The 20,614-nt window shown below is 72.7% G+C and carries 20 protein-coding genes and 1 riboswitch; of the genes, 8 read left to right on the forward strand and 12 right to left on the reverse strand.

Translation table 11 applies throughout. The annotated features are described in order from the left end of the window. Positions 1-216: 216 nt before the first annotated feature. The 3 genes from ACGFI1_RS30285 to ACGFI1_RS30295 all read left to right on the forward strand — a co-directional run bounded on the left by ACGFI1_RS30285 (position 217) and on the right by ACGFI1_RS30295 (position 3,360). Positions 217-879 carry a response regulator gene (locus ACGFI1_RS30285; protein ID WP_392790190.1) on the forward strand — a complete coding sequence of 221 codons (663 nt, stop codon included), beginning with the start codon at positions 217-219 and terminating at the stop codon, positions 877-879. 416 nt (positions 880-1,295) lie between these two features. Continuing rightward, entirely contained in the window at positions 1,296-1,958 is a 663-nt protein-coding gene (locus ACGFI1_RS30290; protein WP_392790192.1) for a response regulator, read from the forward strand. Positions 1,959-2,067: 109 nt separating this feature from the next. Further along, positions 2,068-3,360: a sensor histidine kinase gene (locus ACGFI1_RS30295; RefSeq protein ID WP_392790195.1), complete on the forward strand. Its 1,293-nt coding sequence runs from the start codon at positions 2,068-2,070 to the stop codon at positions 3,358-3,360. 61 nt (positions 3,361-3,421) lie between these two features. Here the strand turns inward: ACGFI1_RS30295 and ACGFI1_RS30300 are convergent, their stop codons facing one another. Together ACGFI1_RS30300 and ACGFI1_RS30305 are read right to left on the reverse strand one after the other, a co-directional pair. Then, positions 3,422-4,222, reverse strand: a complete 801-nt coding sequence (locus ACGFI1_RS30300; RefSeq protein ID WP_392790197.1) for an ABC transporter permease — start codon at positions 4,220-4,222, stop codon at positions 3,422-3,424. Next, entirely contained in the window at positions 4,222-5,196 is a 975-nt protein-coding gene (locus tag ACGFI1_RS30305; protein ID WP_392790200.1) for an ATP-binding cassette domain-containing protein, read from the reverse strand. The genes ACGFI1_RS30300 and ACGFI1_RS30305 overlap by 1 nt, the downstream gene beginning before the upstream one ends. A 106-nt stretch (positions 5,197-5,302) precedes the next feature. On the opposite strand from ACGFI1_RS30305, the gene ACGFI1_RS30310 reads away from it, so the two are divergent. The 3 genes from ACGFI1_RS30310 to ACGFI1_RS30320 are packed head-to-tail and all read left to right on the forward strand — an operon-like array spanning position 5,303 to position 8,516. Further along, positions 5,303-6,415: a TetR/AcrR family transcriptional regulator gene (locus ACGFI1_RS30310; protein WP_392790202.1), complete on the forward strand. Its 1,113-nt coding sequence runs from the start codon at positions 5,303-5,305 to the stop codon at positions 6,413-6,415. After that, entirely contained in the window at positions 6,412-7,029 is a 618-nt protein-coding gene (locus ACGFI1_RS30315) for a transcriptional regulator (RefSeq protein ID WP_392790204.1), read from the forward strand. Before ACGFI1_RS30310 ends, ACGFI1_RS30315 begins: the two co-directional genes overlap by 4 nt. Further along, positions 7,026-8,516, forward strand: coding sequence for a pyruvate, phosphate dikinase (locus ACGFI1_RS30320; protein WP_392790206.1), 1,491 nt, complete (start codon positions 7,026-7,028; stop codon positions 8,514-8,516). Before ACGFI1_RS30315 ends, ACGFI1_RS30320 begins: the two co-directional genes overlap by 4 nt. Positions 8,517-8,527: 11 nt before the next feature. On the opposite strand, the gene ACGFI1_RS30325 is transcribed toward ACGFI1_RS30320, so the two are convergent. From ACGFI1_RS30325 to ACGFI1_RS30335, 3 genes are read right to left on the reverse strand one after another with little or no spacing between them, the layout of a single operon-like run. Next, positions 8,528-9,376 carry an alpha/beta fold hydrolase gene (locus tag ACGFI1_RS30325; RefSeq protein ID WP_392790208.1) on the reverse strand — a complete coding sequence of 283 codons (849 nt, stop codon included), beginning with the start codon at positions 9,374-9,376 and terminating at the stop codon, positions 8,528-8,530. Beyond that, positions 9,376-10,293: a VOC family protein gene (locus ACGFI1_RS30330; protein ID WP_392790210.1), complete on the reverse strand. Its 918-nt coding sequence runs from the start codon at positions 10,291-10,293 to the stop codon at positions 9,376-9,378. Before ACGFI1_RS30330 ends, ACGFI1_RS30325 begins: the two co-directional genes overlap by 1 nt. Positions 10,294-10,327: 34 nt before the next feature. Then, positions 10,328-11,881 carry a bifunctional 3-(3-hydroxy-phenyl)propionate/3-hydroxycinnamic acid hydroxylase gene (locus ACGFI1_RS30335; protein ID WP_392790212.1) on the reverse strand — a complete coding sequence of 518 codons (1,554 nt, stop codon included), beginning with the start codon at positions 11,879-11,881 and terminating at the stop codon, positions 10,328-10,330. A 145-nt stretch (positions 11,882-12,026) separates the two neighbouring features. Here ACGFI1_RS30335 and ACGFI1_RS30340 point away from each other — a divergent pair, with 145 nt between their 5' ends. After that, positions 12,027-12,710 (forward strand): TetR/AcrR family transcriptional regulator, encoded by a 684-nt coding sequence (locus tag ACGFI1_RS30340; RefSeq protein ID WP_392790215.1) that lies wholly within the window; start codon positions 12,027-12,029, stop codon positions 12,708-12,710. Here the strand turns inward: ACGFI1_RS30340 and ACGFI1_RS30345 are convergent. The 3 genes from ACGFI1_RS30345 to ACGFI1_RS30355 form a co-directional block, all read right to left on the reverse strand. Further along, positions 12,664-13,413 carry an IclR family transcriptional regulator gene (locus tag ACGFI1_RS30345; protein WP_392790217.1) on the reverse strand — a complete coding sequence of 250 codons (750 nt, stop codon included), beginning with the start codon at positions 13,411-13,413 and terminating at the stop codon, positions 12,664-12,666. The two genes, ACGFI1_RS30340 and ACGFI1_RS30345, sit on opposite strands and share 47 nt — an antisense overlap. A 139-nt stretch (positions 13,414-13,552) precedes the next feature. Further along, a complete protein-coding gene (locus tag ACGFI1_RS30350; protein WP_392790220.1) occupies positions 13,553-14,566 on the reverse strand; it encodes an NADPH:quinone reductase in 1,014 nt (337 codons plus the stop codon). Positions 14,567-14,574: 8 nt separating this feature from the next. Further along, positions 14,575-15,492, reverse strand: coding sequence for an aldo/keto reductase (locus ACGFI1_RS30355; protein ID WP_392790223.1), 918 nt, complete (start codon positions 15,490-15,492; stop codon positions 14,575-14,577). A 148-nt stretch (positions 15,493-15,640) separates the two neighbouring features. On the opposite strand from ACGFI1_RS30355, the gene ACGFI1_RS30360 reads away from it, so the two are divergent. Then, entirely contained in the window at positions 15,641-16,228 is a 588-nt protein-coding gene (locus ACGFI1_RS30360; protein ID WP_392790225.1) for a TetR/AcrR family transcriptional regulator, read from the forward strand. 504 nt (positions 16,229-16,732) lie between these two features. On the opposite strand, the gene ACGFI1_RS30365 is transcribed toward ACGFI1_RS30360, so the two are convergent. From ACGFI1_RS30365 to ACGFI1_RS30380, 4 genes are all read right to left on the reverse strand, one after another. After that, a complete protein-coding gene (locus ACGFI1_RS30365; RefSeq protein ID WP_386877121.1) occupies positions 16,733-17,317 on the reverse strand; it encodes a TMEM165/GDT1 family protein in 585 nt (194 codons plus the stop codon). 351 nt (positions 17,318-17,668) lie between these two features. Further along, positions 17,669-18,718, reverse strand: coding sequence for a C40 family peptidase (locus ACGFI1_RS30370; protein ID WP_301175593.1), 1,050 nt, complete (start codon positions 18,716-18,718; stop codon positions 17,669-17,671). Positions 18,719-18,723: 5 nt separating this feature from the next. Continuing rightward, a riboswitch (cyclic di-AMP (ydaO/yuaA leader) is annotated at positions 18,724-18,871 on the reverse strand. A gap of 102 nt (positions 18,872-18,973) precedes the next feature. Then, positions 18,974-20,215: a M56 family metallopeptidase gene (locus tag ACGFI1_RS30375; RefSeq protein ID WP_392790228.1), complete on the reverse strand. Its 1,242-nt coding sequence runs from the start codon at positions 20,213-20,215 to the stop codon at positions 18,974-18,976. 4 nt (positions 20,216-20,219) lie between these two features. Beyond that, complete coding sequence (locus ACGFI1_RS30380) at positions 20,220-20,600, reverse strand: BlaI/MecI/CopY family transcriptional regulator (RefSeq protein WP_301175591.1); 381 nt, start codon at positions 20,598-20,600, stop codon at positions 20,220-20,222. Between the last annotated feature and the right edge of the window lie 14 nt (positions 20,601-20,614).

A 20,614-nucleotide genomic window follows, 5' to 3' on the forward strand; every position in this document is an offset into this window, starting at 1 on the left:
AAAATTCTCCCCGCCCGGTTTCCGGGCGGATTTCCGAGGCGGGCTTTCGGGCCGGGTTTCCGGGCCCGGGAAGTTGAACACTCGACGACTTTCCCGGCGCCCGGCCCGCGTCCGTTGCGGGCCTCGCCACCGGCGCGTCAGCGAGTATTCTGTCGGCGGAGTTCCGTTCCGGTTTCCGGATCGTCGTGGGGGCGTCGGCGAAGGGGGCCTGACACTGTGGACGATGAACCGATCAAGGTGCTGCTGGTGGACGACGAGCCCATGGTGTGCGCCCACCTGCGGACCATTCTCGGCGCCACCGGCGACATCGACGTCGTCGGCGAGGCCCACGACGGGGCCGAGGCGGTGGAGGCGGCGCTGCGGCTGCGGCCCGACGTCATCCTGATGGACCTGCGGATGCCGGGCGTGGACGGGCTGGCCGCGATCGAGCGCATCGCGGCCTCGGCCGACCGGCCCGCGATCGTCGCGCTGACGACCTTCGACGCCGACGACCACGTGCTGCGCGCGCTGGGCGCGGGCGCCTCGGGCTTCCTGCTGAAGTCCACCCCGCCGGAGGACCTGGTCGGCCTGGTGCGGGTGGCCGCCGACGGCCACACCGTGATGTCCCAGCCGGTGGCCCGCCAGCTGCTGCTGTCGGCCGACGCGCGGCGGCGCGCCGAGCACGGCCGGGCCCGGCTGATCGGCCGGCTGACCGAGCGGGAGACCGAGGTGCTGAAATGCCTCGGCCACGGCATGTCCAACGTCCAGATCGCCCGGCGCCTGCACCTCACCGAGGGAACGGTGAAGGGATACGTCTCCCGGCTGCTGGTGAAGCTCGACTGCGCGAACCGCACCCAGGCCGGATTGCTCGCCTATGAGGCCGGCCTGCTGAACAACTGACGCGGTACGACAGTTCCGGCGACCATTCCGCCGCGCGGTGCCCGCCCCTCGGATAATTCGTGCACCGCGCCTGCGTTTTTCCGGTTTCCGTGGCGTCGCAGGTCGCGCGCTGCGGATTTCCACGGTGCCCGGCAATGCGATGGGGCGAATTCGTCGGCGCGCGGGTTCCGGTGCCGTTCCGAGCCGCCGCCGGCGGCGCGGGGTGATGACGGAAGTAGCGTTTGAAACGGCGCGCCTGCTACCTTCGTGCGGTCTCCCCCCGGTGGGGGTTGAGGCGGGTTCACCCCGGGTGCCAGGGTGCGTACTGTTGTCGGGTGTGATCACGCGAGCTTCGTCGGTCTTCCGGGCGGCCGGTCCGCGCCGTGCGCGCGGCCGCGGGGGGACGACCCGATTCCCGGATGCGGAGAGCCGGTGGCATGGGCGCTAGCACGATCAGGGTCGTCGTGGTGGACGACGAGCCGATGGTGTGCGCGCACCTGCGCACGATCCTCAACGCCGCCGACGACATCGAGGTGGTGGACGAGGCCTACGACGGCGCCGCCGCGGTCGAGACCGTCGTCCGGCACCGTCCGGACGTGGTCCTCATGGACCTGCGGATGCCGGGCGTGGACGGGCTGACCGCCATCCGCCGGCTCGCCGAGTTCCGAGAGCCGCCCGTCACGGTCGCGCTGACGACCTTCGACGCCGACGAGTACGTGATCAAGGCCCTGCGCGTCGGCGCCGCGGGCTTCCTGCTGAAGTCGACGCCGCCCGGCGACTTGGTGAACCTCGTGCGCGTCGCCGCCGACGGGCACACCGTCCTGTCGCCGGTGGCCGCGCAGCGGCTGCTGGCGGGGGCCGCCGACCGCGAGTCGGACCGCGCCCGGCGGACGGCCCGGTTCGAGCAGCTCACCGAGCGCGAACTGCAGGTGCTCGCCTGCCTGGGCGAGGGCATGTCGAACGCCCAGATCGCGCGGCGGCTGCACCTCACCGAGTCCACGGTGAAGGGCTACGTCTCGCGCATGCTGGTCAAGCTGGGCTGCGACAACCGCACCCAGGCCGGGCTGCTGGCCTACGAGGCCGGGCTGGGCACGTCCTGACGGACGCCGACGCGGCGACCGGCAACCGAGGCGGCAACTGACACAGGTCTCACGCACGCACGACTTTCGTAGGCAGCCGACGCGCTCGCCCGTTCCGTACCGTGGTCGTGTGCGAAGCCTCCCGCGACTTCGGTCCGGCCTCGCCCGCGACGTGACGCTCGACGTCCTGGTGGTGCTGACGGCGGTCGGCGCGTCCCTGAGCGCGGCCCTGGACGGCCAGTCGGTCCTGCGCCCGTTCGGCGGCGCGACGGCCGGCGTGCTGGTGCTGGCCGCCCTGTCCCTGGCCGTCCGGCGGCGGGCGCCCGTCACCGTCGCCTGGATCAGCGCCGCCCTGGCGGGCGCGCTGCTGGCCGTCGAGTACGCCGCGCCGGGCACCCTGCTGCACACCGGCGGCCGCATCGACGCCGGGCGGATCCTCTGGTGGACACCGGCCGCGCCGTTCGCCGCCTACGCGGTGATGGCCTTCCCCGCGTCCGGCCGCCCGGCGTGGACGCGCTGGCCGCCGGTGGTCGCGCTGGTCGTGCTCGTCTCGCTCACCCCCGAGGTGCTGCCGCGCGCGTCGCTGCACGAGATCGCGGGCCAGGACACCGGCACCGGCGGCGTGATGATCTCGCGCAGCCTGTTCGCGGTCATCGCCGGCGCCCTGCTCGGCATGTACGTCCAGCAGCGGCGGCGCGTCGTGCAGGGGCTGCAGGAGCGGGCCGAGCGCGCCGAGCACGAGCAGTTCCTGCTCGCCGAGCAGGCCCGCGCCGAGGAGCGGGCCCGGCTGGCCGCCGAGATGCACGACGTGGTCGCGCACCGGGTGACGCTCATGGTGCTCCAGGCGGGCGTGCTGCGCGTGCACGCCCCCGACGAGGCCACCCGCCAGGCCGCGGAGGAGCTGCGCGCCACCGGCTGCCAGGCCCTGGAGGAGCTGCGGGACGTCATCGGGCTGCTGCGCCGCGCCATGGACGGCGACGACGCCGATGACGACGACCACGCGCCGCTGCCGGACCTGTCCGCGCTGATCAGCGAGTCGAACTCGGTGGGGGTCGCGACGGAGCTGGTCGAGGTCGGGGACGCGCCGCTCGCCTCCCCGGTGGTCGGCCGCACCGCCTACCGGATCGTCCAGGAGGCGCTGACCAACGTGCGCAAGCACGCGCCGGGCGCACAGGCGCGGGTGGAGGTCCGGTACCGGGCCGACGGCGTGCGGTTGCGGGTCCGCAACTCCCCGCCCACGGCGCCGCCCGACGCCGACCTGGTGAACAGCGGCTCCGGCACCGGGCTGGAGGGCCTGCGGCAGCGCGTGGAGCTGATCGGCGGTGCCTTCGCGTCGGGCGGGGAGCCGGGCGGCGGGTTCGCGGTCGAGGTGTCGCTGCCCGCCTACATCCCCACCAACGACCCGGCACCCACACCCCGCTGAGACTAGGGCTCGCCTTCGAGCAGCCGCAGCATGAAAACCCGCCTAGACCCCGCCGCGCCGGTCATTCGCGGCGCCCGTAGACCGCCACCGAAGGCGGGCAGAAGAGCAGGAAGATCACAGCACACCAGATCAGCGTGGTGGTGACGGCGCCGCCGGCGGGGGTTCCGTTGAGCAGGGCGCGGCAAGCGTCCATGGTGGCGGTCACCGGGTTGACGTCCACCCAGGCCCGCAGCCATCCGGGGAGGGTGGCGGTGCGGGCGGCGAGGCTGGTGCCGAGCTGGAGCGGCAGGAAGGTCAGGAAGCTGAAGGCCATGACCGCCTCCGTGCTCCTCACGAGGACGCCGATGAGCACGGTGACCCAGCTGACGCAGAACCCGAACAGGACGGCGAGGCCGACGGCGGCGAGCGCGGAGGGGACGCCGCCCCCGGCGCGGAAGCCGAGGACCGTCCCGAGGACGAACAGCAGGGCGACCGCGACCAGGCAGCGGACGATATCGGCGAGCACGGAGCCGAGCAGGGGCGCCAGGCGGCTGATGGGCAGGCTGCGGAAGCGGTCGGTGACGCCGTTCTTGAGGTCGGCGTTGATGCTCGCGCCGGTCGAGATGAGCCCGGTCAGCCCGGCGCCCATGACGAGGATGCCGGGGAACAGGTACTGCAGGTAGGCGCCGGTCGACCCGGCCACCTCCCCGCCGAAGAGGTAGAGGAAGAGGACCAGGAACAGCGCGGGCGTGACCACGCCGTTGACGAGGGTGACCGGGTTGCGGGACGTCTTGGCCAGGCTGCGGCCGGCGAGGACGAGGCTGTGCCGGAGCCAGCGCGGCGACCAGGCCGCACGCGGGTCGGGGGCGGTGGTGGTCATCATCAGGGCCTCGGCTCGGAGCGGACGGTTTCGGCGGGGTCTGCGTCCTGCGCGATGGTCAGGGCGAGGAACGCCTCGTCCAGGCTGGGCAGGCGCAGCGAGAGTTCGCTGACGTCGACGGCCTCACCGCGCAGCCGGGCGACGATCTCGAAGAAGTCGTCGTCCCCGGACACCGGGACGGAGAGTTCGTGCCGGCCCGCGCGCAGCGCGGGCCGGTCGGCGACGGCGGCGAGGACGGCGGCGGCGCGCTCCGCGTCGCCGGGGTCGGCGACCCGCAGGCTGACGGTGTGGCCGCCGACCCGCTGCTTGAGTTCCTCCGGCGTCCCGGCGGCGATGACCCGCCCGCGGTCGATGACGGCGACCGCGTCGGCGAGGGCGTCCGCCTCCTCCAGGTACTGGGTGGTCAGCAGGATCGTGACCCCGTCGGCGCCGAGGCCCTGGATCATCTGCCACAGTTCCCCGCGCTTGCCGGGGTCGAGGCCGACCGAGGGCTCGTCCAGGAACACGACCTCGGGGCGGCCCACCAGGCTCGCCGCGAGGTCGAGGCGGCGGCGCATGCCGCCGGAGTAGGCGGCGACGCGCCGGTCGGCGGCCTCGGTGAGGCCGAACCGGTGAAGGAGCTCGTCGGCCCGGCGGACGGCGTCGCGGCGGGTCAGGTCGAGCAGCCGGCCGATCATGACGAGGTTCGCCCGGCCGCCGAGCTCCTCGTCGACGCTCGTGTGCTGGCCGGACAGCGCGATGCGCCGGCGCACCCGCCCCGGCTGCCGCGCCACGTCGTACCCGGCGACGCGGGCGGTCCCGCCGTCCGGCCTGAGCAGGGTGGCGAGGACGCGGATCAGCGTCGTCTTCCCTGCGCCATTGGGCCCCAGCAGGCCGAGTATCCGCCCTCGGGGGAGGGCGAGGTCGACGCCGTCGAGTGCGGTGGTGCGACCGAAGCGCTTGGTGAGGCCGGACGCCTCCAGGCCGTGGTCGGTCACGGCGGTCCCTTCGTCTGCGGAGTGAAGTACAGCGAACATTCAGATGTTCCCAACATTTGGATGGCGAGAGTATGCTGATCGCCGTGAGGAACGCAAAGGGGGCCCGATGGTCCGGCTGACCCGGGCGCAGCAGCAGGCCCGGACGCGCGCCGCCGTGCTCGCGGCGGCGGTGGCGGAGTTCACCGAGCACGGCTTCGCCGCCGCCAAGGTCGACCGCATCGCCGCCCGCGCCGAGCTGACGCGCGGCGCCGTGTACTCGAACTTTCCGAGCAAGCGGTCGCTGTACCTGGCGGTGCTGCTCGATTCCGTCGAGCGCGAGGCCGCGTCCGGTGCGTCACCGGCGGGCTCGGCCAAGCCGCTCGACCTGCCGGACGGGGCTGAAGCCTTCGCGCGCGCCTGGCTCGAACGGCTGCCGCTCGCGGGCGACACGCCCGACGCCGGAAAGGTGCGGTCGCGGTCGCTGACCGGAGTGTTCGAGGACGATCCGGGCCGCGCCGCCATGGCAGGGCTCGCCAGGCTGGACGGTCTGCTGGTGGCGCTCGCCCTGGAGTCGTGCCGGGCACCGCGTCCCGGCCGGCGGGTGCGGCTGGCGGAGCTGGTCCTGACGCTGCTGCACGGGGCGGGGCATCTCGCCGAGACGGCGCCCGGCTTCGGCGACCCGTTCGACGTGGCCCGCGCCTGCCGCCAGCTCGCCGACCATGCGGCGGACGACGCCTGGGACCCGCCGCACCTCCCGTACGTCGCCGCGCCGAGCCTGTGCCGCGACCCCTGGACGCCGCCCGGCGAGCTGACGGACGCCCTCACCGACCAGGCCGTGGGCTTCGGCGACGACGGGGTCATCGTGGTCCTCGGGACGGGCCGCCTCGGCGCGGCGGAGGAAGCCGTGCGCGCGGCCCGGCCGGGAGAAGCCGTCACCGTGGCGGTGGTGACGGACGACCCGGCCGAGATCGGGGCGCTCGTCCGGCTGCGGATCACCGACCTCGCCGGGTGCCTGCGGCGGGCGTTCGGGCCGGATGCCGGTCTGCCGCTGCGGCTCGTCCTCGACGACGGGGCCGCACTCGCGACCGCCGTCGGCGCGGGGATGGCGGCAGACACCGAGGCCGCCGTGCGCGTCCAGGACGGGACGATCATCGCGCGGGCCACCGGGAGGGGCGCCGCGTACGCCGTGGCGACCGCCCCGTCCCTCACCGAGCGGCGCACCGGAATGGACGAGGCATGACGGGGCCCGCCGAATCGGCCGTGCTGCACGTCCTCCGCTGCATCGGACACGCCGAGCTGCCCCGCGTCGCCGACGCCGCCGGCCTTCCCGACCTCGACGCGGAGTCCCACCTGATCGACCTCGCCGCGGCGGGGCTGGTGACGCGGACGTCCGGGGCATGGGGGCTCACCGAGGCCGGCCGCGACGAGGACGCCCGGCGCACCGCCCGCGAACTCGACGGCGACGGCACGCGGGACGCGCTGACCGCCGCGTACGAGAAGTTCATGGTCCTGAACCCGGAACTGCTGGACCTGTGCTCGGCCTGGCAGCTGCGCACCGTGGACGGCGTGGCGGCGCCGAACGACCACTCCGACCCGTCCTACGACGCCCGCGTCCTGGACAGGTTCGCCGACCTCGACCGGCGCGCCGAGGCCGTCATCGCGGACCTGGCCGCCGCGCTCCCCCGCTTCGGGCGGTACCGGGCCCGGCTCAGCGCCGCGCTCGACCGCGCCCGCGCCGGCGCGCTGGAGCACCTGGCCGACAGCATGACCTCATACCACACCGTGTGGTTCCAGCTCCACGAGGACCTGCTCACCACCCTCGGCATCCCCCGCGCGTGGACCGCCGCCCGATGACCTGGATCCATCCGCTCACCCCCGGTACCGGGGAGCCCGCGGACGTCCTCGGCGGTAAGGGCCATGGCCTCGTCGTGCTGCGCCGCCTCGGCCTGCCCGTGCCGCCGGGGTTCGTCATCGGCACCCCCGCCTGCCGCGCCTACCTCCGCGACGGGCGCTTCCCGGACGGCCTGGACGCCGAACTCGCCACCGCCGTCCGCGCGCTGGAGGACGCCACCGGACGGCGCTTCGGGTCCGGCGGCGAGCGGCCGCTGGCGGTGGCGGTCCGGTCGGGCGCCGCCGTGTCGATGCCCGGCATGATGGACACCGTGCTCAACCTCGGCCTCGCCGCCGAGGCGACCACCGCGCTGGCCGCCGAGTCCGGCGACCCTGACTTCGCACACGAGACCCGCCGCCGCTTCCTCGACGGCTTCCCGACCGCGTCCGTCCCCGACGACGCGATGGGCCAGTTGCACGCTGCGGTGCGGGCGGTGTTCGCGTCCTGGCACAGCCCACGCGCCACCACCTACCGCGAGCTGAACGGCATCCCGCACGACCTCGGAACAGCCGTGATCGTGCAGGCGATGGTGTTCGGCAACCGCGACGAGCACAGCGGGAGCGGGGTCGCCTTCAGCCGCGACCCGAACACCGGCGCCAAGGCCCCATTCGGTGACGTCCTGTTCGGACGGCAGGGCGACGACGTGGTCTCCGGCCGCTCCACCACCCGGGCCCTATCCGACCTCGCCGACCGCGAACCGGCGGTGTGGAAGCGGCTCGTCGCCGCCTTGCACCGCCTCGAACGGCATTACCGCGACGCCTGCCACGTCGAGTTCACGTTCGAGGCGGGCGACCTGTGGTTCCTCCAGGCGCGTCCCGGCGGCCTCACCGGCCGCGCCGCCGTCCGCACCGCCGTGGACCTCGCCGACGACCGACTCATCGACCGTCGCACGGCCCTCCGCCGGATCTCCCTCCGACACCTGCAAGACGCCCGGACGCCGCGCATCGACACCGGTGACGGAATCGACCTTCTCACCCGCGGCCGAGGCGCATGCCCCGGCGTCGTGTCAGGTCGCATCGCGGTGACCGCCGATCAGGCCGCTCGCATGGCCGCCGACGGGCCGGTGATCCTCGTCCGTCCGGTCACCTCGCCGCTCGACGTGCACGGCCTGGCCGCAGCCGCCGGGGTGGCCACGAGCCGCGGCGGGCCCACCAGCCACGCCGCCGTCGTCGCCCGAGCCATGGGCAAGCCCGCGGTCGTGGACGCGGCCGGCCTCACCGTCGACACGGCAGCAGACCACGTCCGCATTGGCGAACGTGTCGTCCCTTCAGGCACGCTCATCACCATCGACGGCACCGGCGGCGAGATCACCCTCGGGATCCCCCGCATCACCACCGGAACCGCCGACGTCCATCTACACCGCCTGCTCGCCTGGGCGGACGAGGTCTCCGGCGACCGCACGCTACGCTCCGACCAGGAACGCCTAAGCGCAGCCCACGCCCGGCTATGAGGCTCCGCGTCCTACGGGGTGTTGCGCAGGAAGTCCGTGACGACGCGGTTGAACTCGTCGGCGTGCTCGATCATCGCCCAGTGCCCGCAGCGGTTGATCAGGACGAGACGGCTGTCCGGAATGTTCGCCAGCAGGTACAGGGAGTTCTCGAACGGCACCACGCGATCGTCCCGGCCGTGGATGAGGAGCGTGGGGACCGTGATGCCGGGCAGCAGTTCCGGCTTGACCCACACCGGCAGCGGCGCGCCCTTCGGCAGGCCGTCGACGTAGTTGCGCAGGTGCTCGGGACGGGCGAGCGCCGCGTCCGAGCGGGCCTGGCACAGTTCCGGCGTGGCGAACGCGGCCTTGTCGAAGCACATGATCTCGACGAGCCGGCGCATGTTCTCCGGGGTCGGCTCCCGGTAGGTCTCGATGAGGACCTTCAGCCCCTCGGACGGGCCGCCGCCGGGCGCGAACAGCCCGGGCGCGCGTCCCACCGGCGGTCCCATGGTGACCAGGTGGGTGATCCGGTCCGGGTGCTCGGTGGCGAGCCGGAGCGAGGTCTGCCCGCCCATCGAGTTGCCGACGAACGCGGCCTTCGCGATGCCGAGCGCGTCCAGGAACTGGACCGCGGCCTCGACGTGGTCGAGGCGGTCGACGGTCGCGGCGTCCGAGTCGCCCCAGCCGGGCATGTCCACCGCGTACACGTGGAAGTGCTCGGCCAGCGCCTCGATGTTGCCGGAGAAGTTGCTCCAGCCCGTGGCGCCGGGGCCGCTGCCGTGCAGCAGGACGACCGGGTGCCCGGCGCCCGCCTCGTAGTAGCGCAGCTTCCAGTCCTTGGTCTGGACGGTGCGGGCCGTGTCGGCCTGGGTGAGCGGCATCAGTGCGCGTCCTTTCCGGAGAGCAGGCCGGCGACGACCTCCGGCGGGCGGTGGCCCCAGCTGTGCAGCCGGTCCAGCGTCTTGACCTGCCAGGTCTCGTCGTCGACGAGCAGGCCGCCCCAGCCGTACTCCACGCTGAAGCCGGACGGCGTCTGGACGTAGAAGCTGAACATGTGGTCGTTCGGGTGCATGCCCAGCGTCATCTCGAAGGGCTGCCCGGCGTCCATGCAGCGGTCGTAGGCGGTGCCGACGTCGCGGATGTCGGTGACCTCGACCATGAAGTGGTGCGTCCGCTTCGGGTGCGGCATGTCCCCGAACGCCACGGAGTGGTGGCGCGGGTTGCAGCGCAGGAAGATCAGGTCGGCGACGACGCCCGGCGCGAGCTCCTCCACGATGGTGTCGGAGATGCGGAAGCCGAGGAGGCCCTCGTAGAACGCCAGGTAGGTCTCGCGCGCGACGCCCTTGGACAGCAGCACCTGGTGGCCCGCGCCGCCGTCGCCGGTGACGAACCCGCCGAGCAGCACGTCCGAGCGGAACGGAGTGGCGGCGTCGGCGAACCCGGTGACGAGCTCGACGCGGTTGCCCATCGGGTCGGCGGTCACCAGGATGCGGTCGACCTTGCGGGACGCGGCGAGCGCGGCACCGCCCTCCTCGACCTCGACTCCCGCGGCCGCCAGCCGGGCGGCGATCTCGTCGAGCGCCGCGTCGTTCTCGACCTCGTAGCCGCTGGCCGCCAGGTCGTCGGCGGGGCCCTGCTGGACGAGCCAGCGGTGGACCTTCTCGTCGGTCCGGAAGGCGACGGCGTCGGCGGTCTTGTCCGCGAGCTGCATGCCCAGCAGCTCGACGGCGAAATGCTCCCAGTCGCCGAGGCTGCTCGCCTCGTAGACGACGTACGCCAGCTCCTTGACTCCCGTCATGAGGATCAGCTCCTTGTTGTCGGCGGTCGGTCGATCAGTCGGCCAGGGCGGGGGCGGCGAGGCCGGAGACGTCGGCGGCGGCGACGAACCTGTCCGGGCGCACCGCCACGGCGCGCACGCCGTACCGGGCCAGCCAGGGCAGCAGCACCTCGTAGAGGTCGACCAGCTCGTCCGGCCCCTGCGTGTAGGCGGTCTTGGGACGGATCGCCAGGTAGCGGGCGCCGAGCGCGTCCCACTCCGCCTTCTCCTCGGGCGTGAGCAGCGCGGCCGGGTCGGTGTCCGCGCCGAGCAGGACGAAGCCGTCGCCGAGCAGGTCGTCGAGGCGCGCCATCCGTCCGGTGGTGTCGCCGGTGATCGGCTGCGGGATCATACGGCCGACGATGCTCGCGTCGCCGACGGGGCCGCGGAGCCAGCCCGCGTCGAGGACGGGCGGCGCGATCAGCGGCGGCTCGAACGGGGTGACCGTGTTCTCCGGGACCCGGTTCATCTCCTCGATCTCCGCCGGGGTCGCCTCCTGCTTGATGACCCGGCCGAGCTGGACGGCCAGCCCCGTGTAGAAGGCGGCGTTCGGGCGGCGCTCGGCCTCGTAGGTGTCCAGCCAGCCCTCACCGAGCTCGCCCTTGAGGACGCGGGCGAGCTTCCAGCCCAGGTTGTGGGCGTCCCGCATGCCGGTCTGCATCCCGGCGCCGGCCCACGGCGGCATGAGGTGGGCGGCGTCCCCGGCGAGGAAGACCCGTCCCGCCCGCCAGGTCTCGGCCATCCGCGTGTGGTGGCGGTAGAAGGCCCACTGGTGGATCGACACGTCCTCGGTGCTGACGCCCATCGCCTTGAGCAGCGGCCAGACGTCGTCCTCGGACGCGAAGTCCGCTTCGGTCTCGTGCGGTTTGAGCGGGATCTCCCAGCGGTGGTTGCCGGCGGAGAGCGCGATGTCGACGACCGGACGTTCTTTGTCCGACCAGAACGTGAGGAAGTCGCGGTCGGGCCACCAGCGCTTGACCCGGCAGTCGATGACGATCCACTGCACGTCGAGGGTGTCGCCGAGCAGCCGGCAGCCGATCATGTCCCGGCACGCGCTGCTGCCGCCGTCGGCGGCGATCGCGTAGCGGGCGCGCACGGTGCGCGTCTCCCCCGTCGCGGCGTCCGTCGCCGTCACGGTGACGCCGTCGTCGTCCTGCTCCAGCCCGGTCACCTCGACGCCGTACCGGACGTCGATCAGCTCGCCGTGCTCGTCCGCGCAGGCGCGGAGCTCGGTCTCCATGAGCGGCTGGTAGATGTTGTAGAAGCGCGGCGTCGCGCCCAGCACCGACGGCGGGTGCTCGACCCGCATGATCTCCGTGCCGTCGTAGGTCACCCAGCGCAGCGCCCGCTGCGGCTCGACCACCCGGGTGATCCGCTCGTCGATGCCGAGCCCCTGGAAGATCCGCATCGTCCAGTCGTTGACGGTCACGGCGCGGGCGCGCGGGTAGATGTCGCGGTCCCGCTCCAACGCGATGACGGAAGCTCCGTGCTTCGCCAGGGTGAGCGCGGCGGTCACACCGGTGGGGCCGTATCCGACGATCGCGACATCGGCGTCGAAATGCTGGGTCATGCGGGCTCCGAGAGGCGCGGTTTTGTACCGATCGTTCGGTACGATCGTGACCACCTTCACATGGGGACGGCCGGACGGCCAAACTTTTCCGCAGTGCAGAACAGGACAAACCGGACAGTCGCCGGGCGCATCTATGCTTCAACCCGTGGCGGACGAGAAGAACGGCAACAGTCGTGGCCGCAGGTCCCGGGAGGAGATCCTGGACGCCGCCTCCCGGATCATGGCGGAGCGCGGCTACGCCGCCACCTCGCTCTCGGTGCTGAGCCGGGAGACCGGCCTCCCGAAGAGCGCGGTCTACCACCACTTCCAGTCGAAGGCCGGGCTGCTGTCGGCGGTCATGGCGCGCGGCGCCTACGACTTCTTCTCGGCGATGCGCGAGGCGCAGGCGGGCGGCCCCGAGGGCGGCACCGCCCGCGAGCGGCTGACCTGGTACCTCCTGCGCACCGGCGAGGTCTTCGCGGCCCGCGCCGACTTCCTCCGCCTGCACCTGATCCTGATCATGAGCGCCGAGGCCGCCGAGGCCGAGGTGGAGGCCATCATCGAGCGGGTGCGGCGCGACGGCCGCGCCCACATGAACACGATGATCGCCGCGTCCTTCGCCGCCGAGGGCCCCGACATCGCCCAGGCCGTCGCGGACGACCTGGACTACTTCGGCATCGCCGGGTTCGACGGCGCCTTCGTCGCCTCACAGGCCGACCCGGCCCGCGCCATCCCCGCCCAGATGACCCTCCTCGCCGAGGCCATGGCCGCCCTGGGCGAGGCACGCGTCGCCGCCCTGCGGCTCAGCCGGCCGACATCCCCTGCTCAAGAGCCGACGCCGCACCCTTGAGCGTCGCCACCAGCCGCGGCAGGTCCTCCTTGCCGTAGCGGATGCTCGGCATGGAGACCGAGAGCCCCGCGACGGCCACCCCCTCCGGACCCCGCACCGGCACGCCGACCGCGACCAGCCCGCGCTCCGAACGCCCGTTGTTGAGCGCGAAGCCATTGCGCCGCACCCGCTCCAGCTCCGCCGCATCGGGCCGGTCGCCGTCCCGCTCCCCGGCGTAGAGGGCCGCCAGCTCGTCCGGCCGCAGCTCGGCCAGCAGCAAAAGGCCGCCGGTGGTTCGATGCGCGGGGAAGACCATGCCCTCCCGCGAGCCGACCCGCAGCGCCTGTGACGACTCGACACTCGCGATGAACCGCGCCGTCCGTCCCGTGCGCACGGTCAGGTTGGCCGACTCGTCGAGCACGTCGACCAGCTTCCGCAGATGCGGCAGCCCGGCGGCCCGCAACCGCGACGCGGCCGACGGGGAGTGCGCCGCCAGCTCCAGCACGGGCCCGACGCGGTAGGACCTGTCCGCGTCCTGCACGGCGAAGTCCCGGTAGACGAGCATCGCCAGCAGCCGATGCGCCGTGGACACGGCGACCCCGAGCCGCCCCGCCACCTCGGTGACGGTCATGGCCCCTTCCAACTGAAGCATCGTCGCGATCCGCAACGCGTTGTCCACACTCGCCACGGCATAAGGAGGCGGGGTCTTCAGCGGCTTGTCCACGGCCCCCTCCCACACCCACGAACCGGCACAAACTCCCAAATCAACCGCCATGCTACGACCCCAAACCCCCTGCTCACCCCCACCTCAACCCCCGACGCCACCACCCTCTAACACGCGATGCGCGTCAACACTGCGGGCATTACTTGGGGACGTCTACCAGGATCTTGCCGGTGGTGCCGTTTTCTAGGGTTCGGTGGGCGTCGGGGGTGTGGGCGAGGGGGAAGCGGAGCAGCGGCAGGCCGTGCTGCTCGCCTACCGGGAGGGCGTTGTCGCGGACGGCGGCGGCGATGTCTTCGGCGGCTGCGGCGCGCGCTTCCGGGCCGGCCGTGTAGAGCACCAGAAATTGGAAACGCGTGTTCAGCACCATGTTCTGCGCCACGTCGAGGTGCACCGGCTTGCCCCCGTCGTTGGCATAGGTCGAGATCGTGCCGCGCGTGCGCAGGACGGCCAAGTCCAGTGCGAGGTTGGCGCCGAGCGCGACCTCGGCGACGATGTCGACGCCGTCCGGAGCGATCTCGCGGATCGCGGCGGCCGGATCGCCTTCGCGGTAGTTGACCACGTGGTGGGCACCGGCGGCGGTGGCGAGGCGGGCTTTCTCCGGGCCGCTGACCGTGCTGATCACGGTGGCGCCCGCCCAGCGGGCGAGCTGGATCACCGCGTGCCCGACCGCCCCGGCGCCGCCGGCGGCGAGCACCACGCGGCCGCTGAGCGCGCCGGGTCGCAGGCGGCGCGGGCCGTCCTCGGCCATGGTGAGCGCGCGGTGCGCTGTGAGCGCGGGGACGCCAAGGGCCGCGCCGACGTCGAAACTGACCTCGTCCGGCAGGGGGACGGCCTGCTCTGCGGGCACGACGGTGAACTCGGCGGCGGTTCCGGTGGGCCGTCCGGCGGCGGCCATGAACAGCCAGACCCGCTGCCCGATCCGGCTCCGGTCGACCCCGGCGCCGACAGCGTCGATCACGCCGGCTCCGTCCAGATGGGGCGTGACCTCCGGGAACTTCAGGGGCGCGCCGGAACGGGCCTGCCAGTCGGCCGGGTTGACCCCGGAGACGGCGACCCGGACACGGACCTCGCCAGGGCCAGGCTCGGGCACATCGCGGTCGACGAGTTGGAGGACGCCGGGGCCGCCGTTGGCGCGGTAGATGATCGCCTTCATGGTCCGTCCTAGCCGATCGGGACTTCGCTGGAGCGGGACTCGACGGCGTCGAGGGCGGCGCGGGTGGCCCGATCGAAGGCGATCTCACGGACCGCCATGTTGGCCACCAGGTGGGCGGGGTCGGCCGTGCCTGGGATGAGCAGCACGTTGGGGGCGTGGTGCAGCAGCCAGGCGAGGCCGACCTGGGAGGGCGTGACGCCGAGCGACTCGGCCGCGGCGTGGACGGCCGGCTCATCGGTGACCTTGGGCAGGCCGGGAAAGGCCCCGCCGAGCGGGAAGAACGGCACCCAGGCGATGCCCTCGGACGTGCAGAGAGCCAGCATGGCCTCGTCGTCACGGGAAACGACGCTGTAGGCGTTCTGCACGCAGACGATGCCGGCCGGGAGGGCGCGGCGCAGGTTGGCGAGGCTGACGCTGCTCAGGCCGATCGCTCCGATCTTGCCCTCGTCGCGGAGGGCGATCATGACCGCGAGCTGATCGTCGAGGTCGACCACCTGATCCCCGGTGGGACGCAGCCCGGGGCCGGTGTCGAGGCGGCGGAGGTTGACGACGGGGAGCTGCTCGACGCCGAGGCCGCGCAGATTCTGCTCAACGCCGGCCCGCAGTTGTTCGGGCCGCTGCGCGATTCGGAGCGGCAGGCGTCCTGCCGGGTCGGGCTCGGCGCCGACCTTGGTGACGACGAGCACGCCGTCCTCGGGCCGCAGGGCTTCGCGGATCACGGCGTTGGCGAAGCCGAAGCCGTAGAACTCGGCGGTGTCCACATGGTCCACGCCCAGCTCGACCGCGCGGCGCAGCAGCGCGACGGCGTCGCCGGGACGGTCGCGCAGGCGCTCGAGCTGGGCCGCGCCGTAGCCGACGCGGGACACGGTGCGTCCCGCGAACGAAGCGGTCGCCGGGCTGGCCTCACGTTCATCAGGTGTCTCCATGCCCTGCACCGTACGAACATCAAATGACAGATGTCAATATCTGTCATCCGAACTACGTAGGCGGCCGACAGGCTGACAGGCTGACAGACTTTGACATCCGTCAGTCCGTTGCCGTACGTTCGCGCCCGTAGAGGGACGGGGAGATCTGATGCGCGCAGGCCCGCTCGACGCGGAGACGATCGTGTCAGCCACCGAAGAGGTGCTGCGCCGCCACGGTCCGGAGAAGACGACCGTGCTCGATGTCGCGCGGCTCCTAGGGGTGAGCCACGGCAGCGTGTACCGCCACTTCCCGTCCAAGGCGGCGCTGCGCGAGGCCGTGATCCGGCGCTGGCTCGACCGGGCGCGCGACCAGCTCACCGCGACGGTCCGGGCCTCGGGCCTGGCCCCGCCCGACCGGCTGCACCTCCTGCTCACCACCATGTTCACCACGAAGTGGACGAAGGCCCGCGAGGACCCGGAACTCTTCGCCACCTTCCGGGTGCTGGCAGCGGATCACAGCGCAGTCTCGTCCGCCCATGTCGACTTCCTGCTCGCCGAGATCCGCGCCATCATCGCCGACGGCATCACCGACGGCACCTTCACACCCGGCGACCCAGACGGGATCGCGCGCGCCGTCCTCGATGCGACCACGCGCTTCCACGACCCGATCCACGCCGCAGAGTGGCACTCCCCCGAGACCGAAGCGGAGTCCGAAGCCGTCATCTCACTCATCCTCAACGGCCTCCAAACCCGCTAACCCCCGCACCGACCCGCGAAACGGCTGGTTCCCTCGGAAGAGGTAGATCGGCGAAACCCGAGGCCGGTGAGTGCTTTCTGCCTGTGGGGCGCTTGCGAGGGGTCCGGGGGCGTTTCGGGCAGTTCGCCATCGTTGGTGCTCACTTGCCCCCCGGGCGCGTGCGAGGGGTCCAGGGGCGCCTCGGGGGTCGGTTGGCCGGGGGTCGGTCGGCCGGTGGGGTTGGCCCGGGGGGGTTGGCCCGGGGGGTTGGCCGGGGATCGGTCGGCCGGGAGGTTGGCCGGGGATGGGTTGGCCGAGGGTGGGTTGGCCGAGGGTGGGTCGGCCGAGGGGTGGGTCGGCCGAGGGTGGGTCGGCCGAGGGGTGGGTCGGCCGAGGGTGGGTCGGCCGAGGGTGGGTCGGCCGAGGGGTGGGTCGGCCGAGGGTGGGTCGGCCGAGGGGTGGGTCGGCCGAGGGGTGGGTCGGCCGAGGGTGGGTCGGCCGAGGGTGGGTCGGCCGAGGGGTGGGTTACATGGTGAAGGCTTCTATGAGGGTCCAGATGGCGAGGCCGGCCATGCACAGGCCGCCGATGCGCTGGACGGTCTTCAGCGGGACCCTGTTGGCGATGAAGCGGCCCGCCAGGAGGGCCAGGGCCGAGACCGACATGAGGGCGGCGGCGGAGCCGATCGCCGTCGGCAGCCATCCGTTGGTGGCGGCCAGGTTGGCGGTGGTGATCTGGGTCAGGTCGCCCCACTCGCTGATGAACACGGCCGTGAAGGCGGCCACGTAGGACGGCCAGAACCGGGTGACCCTCTGGCCGGCCTTGTCGTCCTCGTCGTCGTCCCCTCCGCCGCGCATCAGCACGATGGCGCCGAAGGCGAACAGGGCGGCCGACACGAGCTTGACGGCCATGCCCGGCAGCAGGCTGAGCAGGCTGCCGGCCCCCACGGCGATCGCGACGTGCACGATGAACGCCGTGGACGTGCCGAACCACACGTAGAGCGGACGCATGCGCGTGCCCATGGCCAGTGAGGCGAACATCGTCTTGTCGGGCAGCTCGGCGAGGAAGATCAAGCCGAACGCGGTGAGAATCGCGAGCGGGTCCAGGGTCATGGGCGGTGCCTTCTTACGGGGCCGGGCCGCGGACTTCGGCCGGCACCCTGGCGGGCGACGGGAGGACCACTCGGCCCGGCACGATCGGACGGCCCGCACGGTCGTACGGGCCACGTCATGCCGTGGCCGAAGGTCTCGTCCACCCCTTCGCGGGGCCCGATGGCCGGGACGTCCAAGGATGTCCAGCGTGTCGACCAGCGGTATTACAGGACTACTCCCCTTCGCCGGGCCCCAGTGTAGCCAACACATCCGGCAAGGCATTAGACCGGCGCGGCAAAGGAGCCGTCCCTGAATGGAAGCGTCCCCGTCACCCGGGAACGGGTGACGGGAACGCCGGTCGGGGGAAGCGTGTCAGGCGACGCGGACGCCGCCGGCGAAGGGCCGTCCGGCGAGCGGGCTGATCTTGACCACGTCGCCGGTCTGCGGAGCGTGGACCATCTTGCCGTTGCCGATGTAAAGCCCCATGTGGTGCAGGTCGGCGTGGAAGAACACCAGGTCGCCGGGCCTGAGCTGTGACATGGACACGTGCGTGCCCGCGTTGTACTGGGCGCCGGTGTAGTGCGGGAGGTTGATCCCGACCTGGGCGTAGGCGTACAGGGTCAGGCCGGAGCAGTCGAAGCCCTTGATGTTGGCGCCCTGCGCGGTGCCGTAGGACGGGCCGGACGCGGTGCCGCCGCCCCAGGAGTAGGGCACGCCGAGCTGGCTCAGGGCGGCTCGAACGGCGGTCATGGCCTTGGCCGAGGCGCCGCCGGGGTCCACGTTGGGGATGGGCCCGCCGTTGCCTCGGATGGGCGTGCCGACGCCCAGCTTGGCTTCGACCTTCTTGAGCCTGGCCTGGAGCTCCTTGCGCTTCTTCTTGGCCTCGTCGGTGAGTTCGCGCACCTGCTTCGCGCGCGCTTCGGCCGATTTGCGGGAGCGCTCGGCGGCCTGCATGGTCTGGAGCAGGTGGGCGACGCGGTCGCCGTCCTGGCGGGCGAAGTAGTTGAGCGTGGCCGACCGGTCAAGGACGCTCTGCGGGTCCTTGGCGGAGGCGAAGGCGACGGCAGGGTCCGCTGGGCCGTTCTTGTAGCTGTCCGCTGCGAGCTTGACGATCCTGGCGCGGGCGTCGTCCAGCGCCTTCTTCTGGCGGGCGGCGTTGCCCTCGGCCACCTTGGCGGCGCGCTGGGCCTGCTTCAGCCGCTCGCGCAGGCCGTTGTACTGCTCGCTGAGCTTCTCGGCGTCGTCCGCGAGCTTCTTCTGCTGCGCGGTCAGCTCCCGGCGGGACGGCTCGGGCTCGGCGGAGGCGGGCGCCGGTGCGAGGAGCGCCGCGGCCACGGCGGCCGATATCGCCCATGCCGTGACGGTTCGGGGGGTGCGGGTGCGGCGTTTCGGCGTGCCGATGACGGCAGCGCGTCGCTGCATGCGGTCGTCCTCCTCTGTGCCGCCTACCGGGTCAGCTGACGGGTTCGGGCCAGAGTCGCCCTACCGCCCCGCGAAGGGAGCGGATTCACCCCGGTGGAGATCGGGTCCCCGGTTCCCGGGCCGATGGGCCACGGGATTCGGCGTCGCCATCGCCGCCCCCGGCGGGGGCTCGTCACGGTGGCTCCTACGCAGCGTAGGAGATAGCCGCCTCATTCGCCACTCAAGCCGCGGATTACGGCAAACGTCCCAGACGCATCAGCAGAGCAGGGCCAGCCGACCGATCGCGAGAGCCGCGCCCGCGAGAGGCACCGCGACCGCCGCCGCCACGAACACCGGCGCCACCACCCGGAACGCCCCACGCGGCTTCACCTGCTCACCGGCCTCCAGCCGCCGCACCCGCGCCGCCAACGCGTCCATCCCCGCCCCGACCGCCCCCAACTCTCCACACGCGCCGAACGAGCCGGTCTCGACAACCACACCGCAAACGTCACGGGTTCCAGGCCCGCATGGCATGCCGCCCGCTTCACGCGACCCGGTCGCGGCGAGCGAGCCAGTCGCGTCGAGCGAGCCGGTCACGTCGAGCGAGCCGGTCACGTCGAGCCGGCCGGGCGCGGCGAGCGGGCCGGTCACGTCGAGCCGGCCGGGCGCGGCGACCACTCCGCCAATGTCGTGGAGTTCGGCTGTGTAAGGGGCGCCGGTCACTTCGGATGAGGGTTGTGAGCCTGTTGCTGCTAGTGAACCGGGCGGGTTGGGGGTGCCTGGTGGTGAGGCGAGTGTGTGTAGGGCTTTGACGAGGGTTCGGGGGCCGTGGGTGTGCGCTGCTGTGTCGTCCGCTGCCATTTCGAGTAGTAGCGGTAGCCGTGCTTTGGCTCGGCGGACGGTTGGTAGCCAGGGGAGGAGGGCGTGCGCCAAGTCCAGGACGAGCAGCAGTGCATGGTGGCGTTGCCGGAGGTGGGCTCGCTCGTGTGCGAGGACGGCTCCGAGTTCGGCGGCGCTCAGTGCGTCCTGGGCTCCCGTGCTGACCACGATCGCGCGGCGGCGCGCGGACAGGGAGTAGGCCACGGGCACCGGGTGGTCGAGTACGAGGACGTCCGCGTGCCGGGTGTGCTGGCGGGCGACGAGGCGCAGCATCTCCCAGTGGCGGCGGCGGTGCCGCAGGGCCCGGACCAGGCGCGGCACCCCGCGGGCCAGCCTCGTCCCGCACGCCGCCAGTAGGACCAGGCTCGCCACGGCCGCCGCGATCATCGCCTGGGTCTCGTGGTGGGGCAGGCAGTCGCGCAGCAGCGTCAGCAGTCCGTGTCCGGGCCCCGGGGGCGAGATCAGCGCGACCGCGACGACTCCGGCGCTGGCGATGACGGTGCCCGCGAGCGCGGCCGTCCAGCAGGCGACCGCCGTCCGTGGGCCGAGGGCGCCGGCCCGGATCCGATCGAGGACCGGCCCGGCCAGGCACCCCAGCAGGACCGCCGAGGCGACGAGCGCGCCGACCAGGACGATCACGGCGTCACGCCTCGTCGCCGTCGGACGTCCGGCGGCGCAGGGCGTCCAGCAGGTGGCGGGCGTCCTCGGCGGGGACGCTCTCGGCGAAGCGGGCGAGGATCGCGCCGTGGTCGGGGGCGTCGGTCAGCGCGTCCAGCATCAGTTCGACGGCGTACTCCTCACGCGCCCTGGTCGGGCCATAGCGGAAGGCCGTCCCGTCCTGGGTGCGTTGTAGGAGCCCCTTCTGTGCGAGGCGTTCGGCCACGGTCTGGACGGTGTTGTAGGCGAGCGCCTTGTCGGAGTCTTCGTTGAGCTTCGCGAGGAGTTCTCGCACCCGCAGTGGTTCGGGTGCCGCCCAGAGGACGTCCATGATGGAGCGTTCGAGCGACCCGCCCAGTCCGGCCACGCGCTCACCTCCGT

The organism is Actinomadura geliboluensis, assembly GCF_043197915.1.
Taxonomy (GTDB): domain Bacteria; phylum Actinomycetota; class Actinomycetes; order Streptosporangiales; family Streptosporangiaceae; genus Spirillospora; species Spirillospora geliboluensis.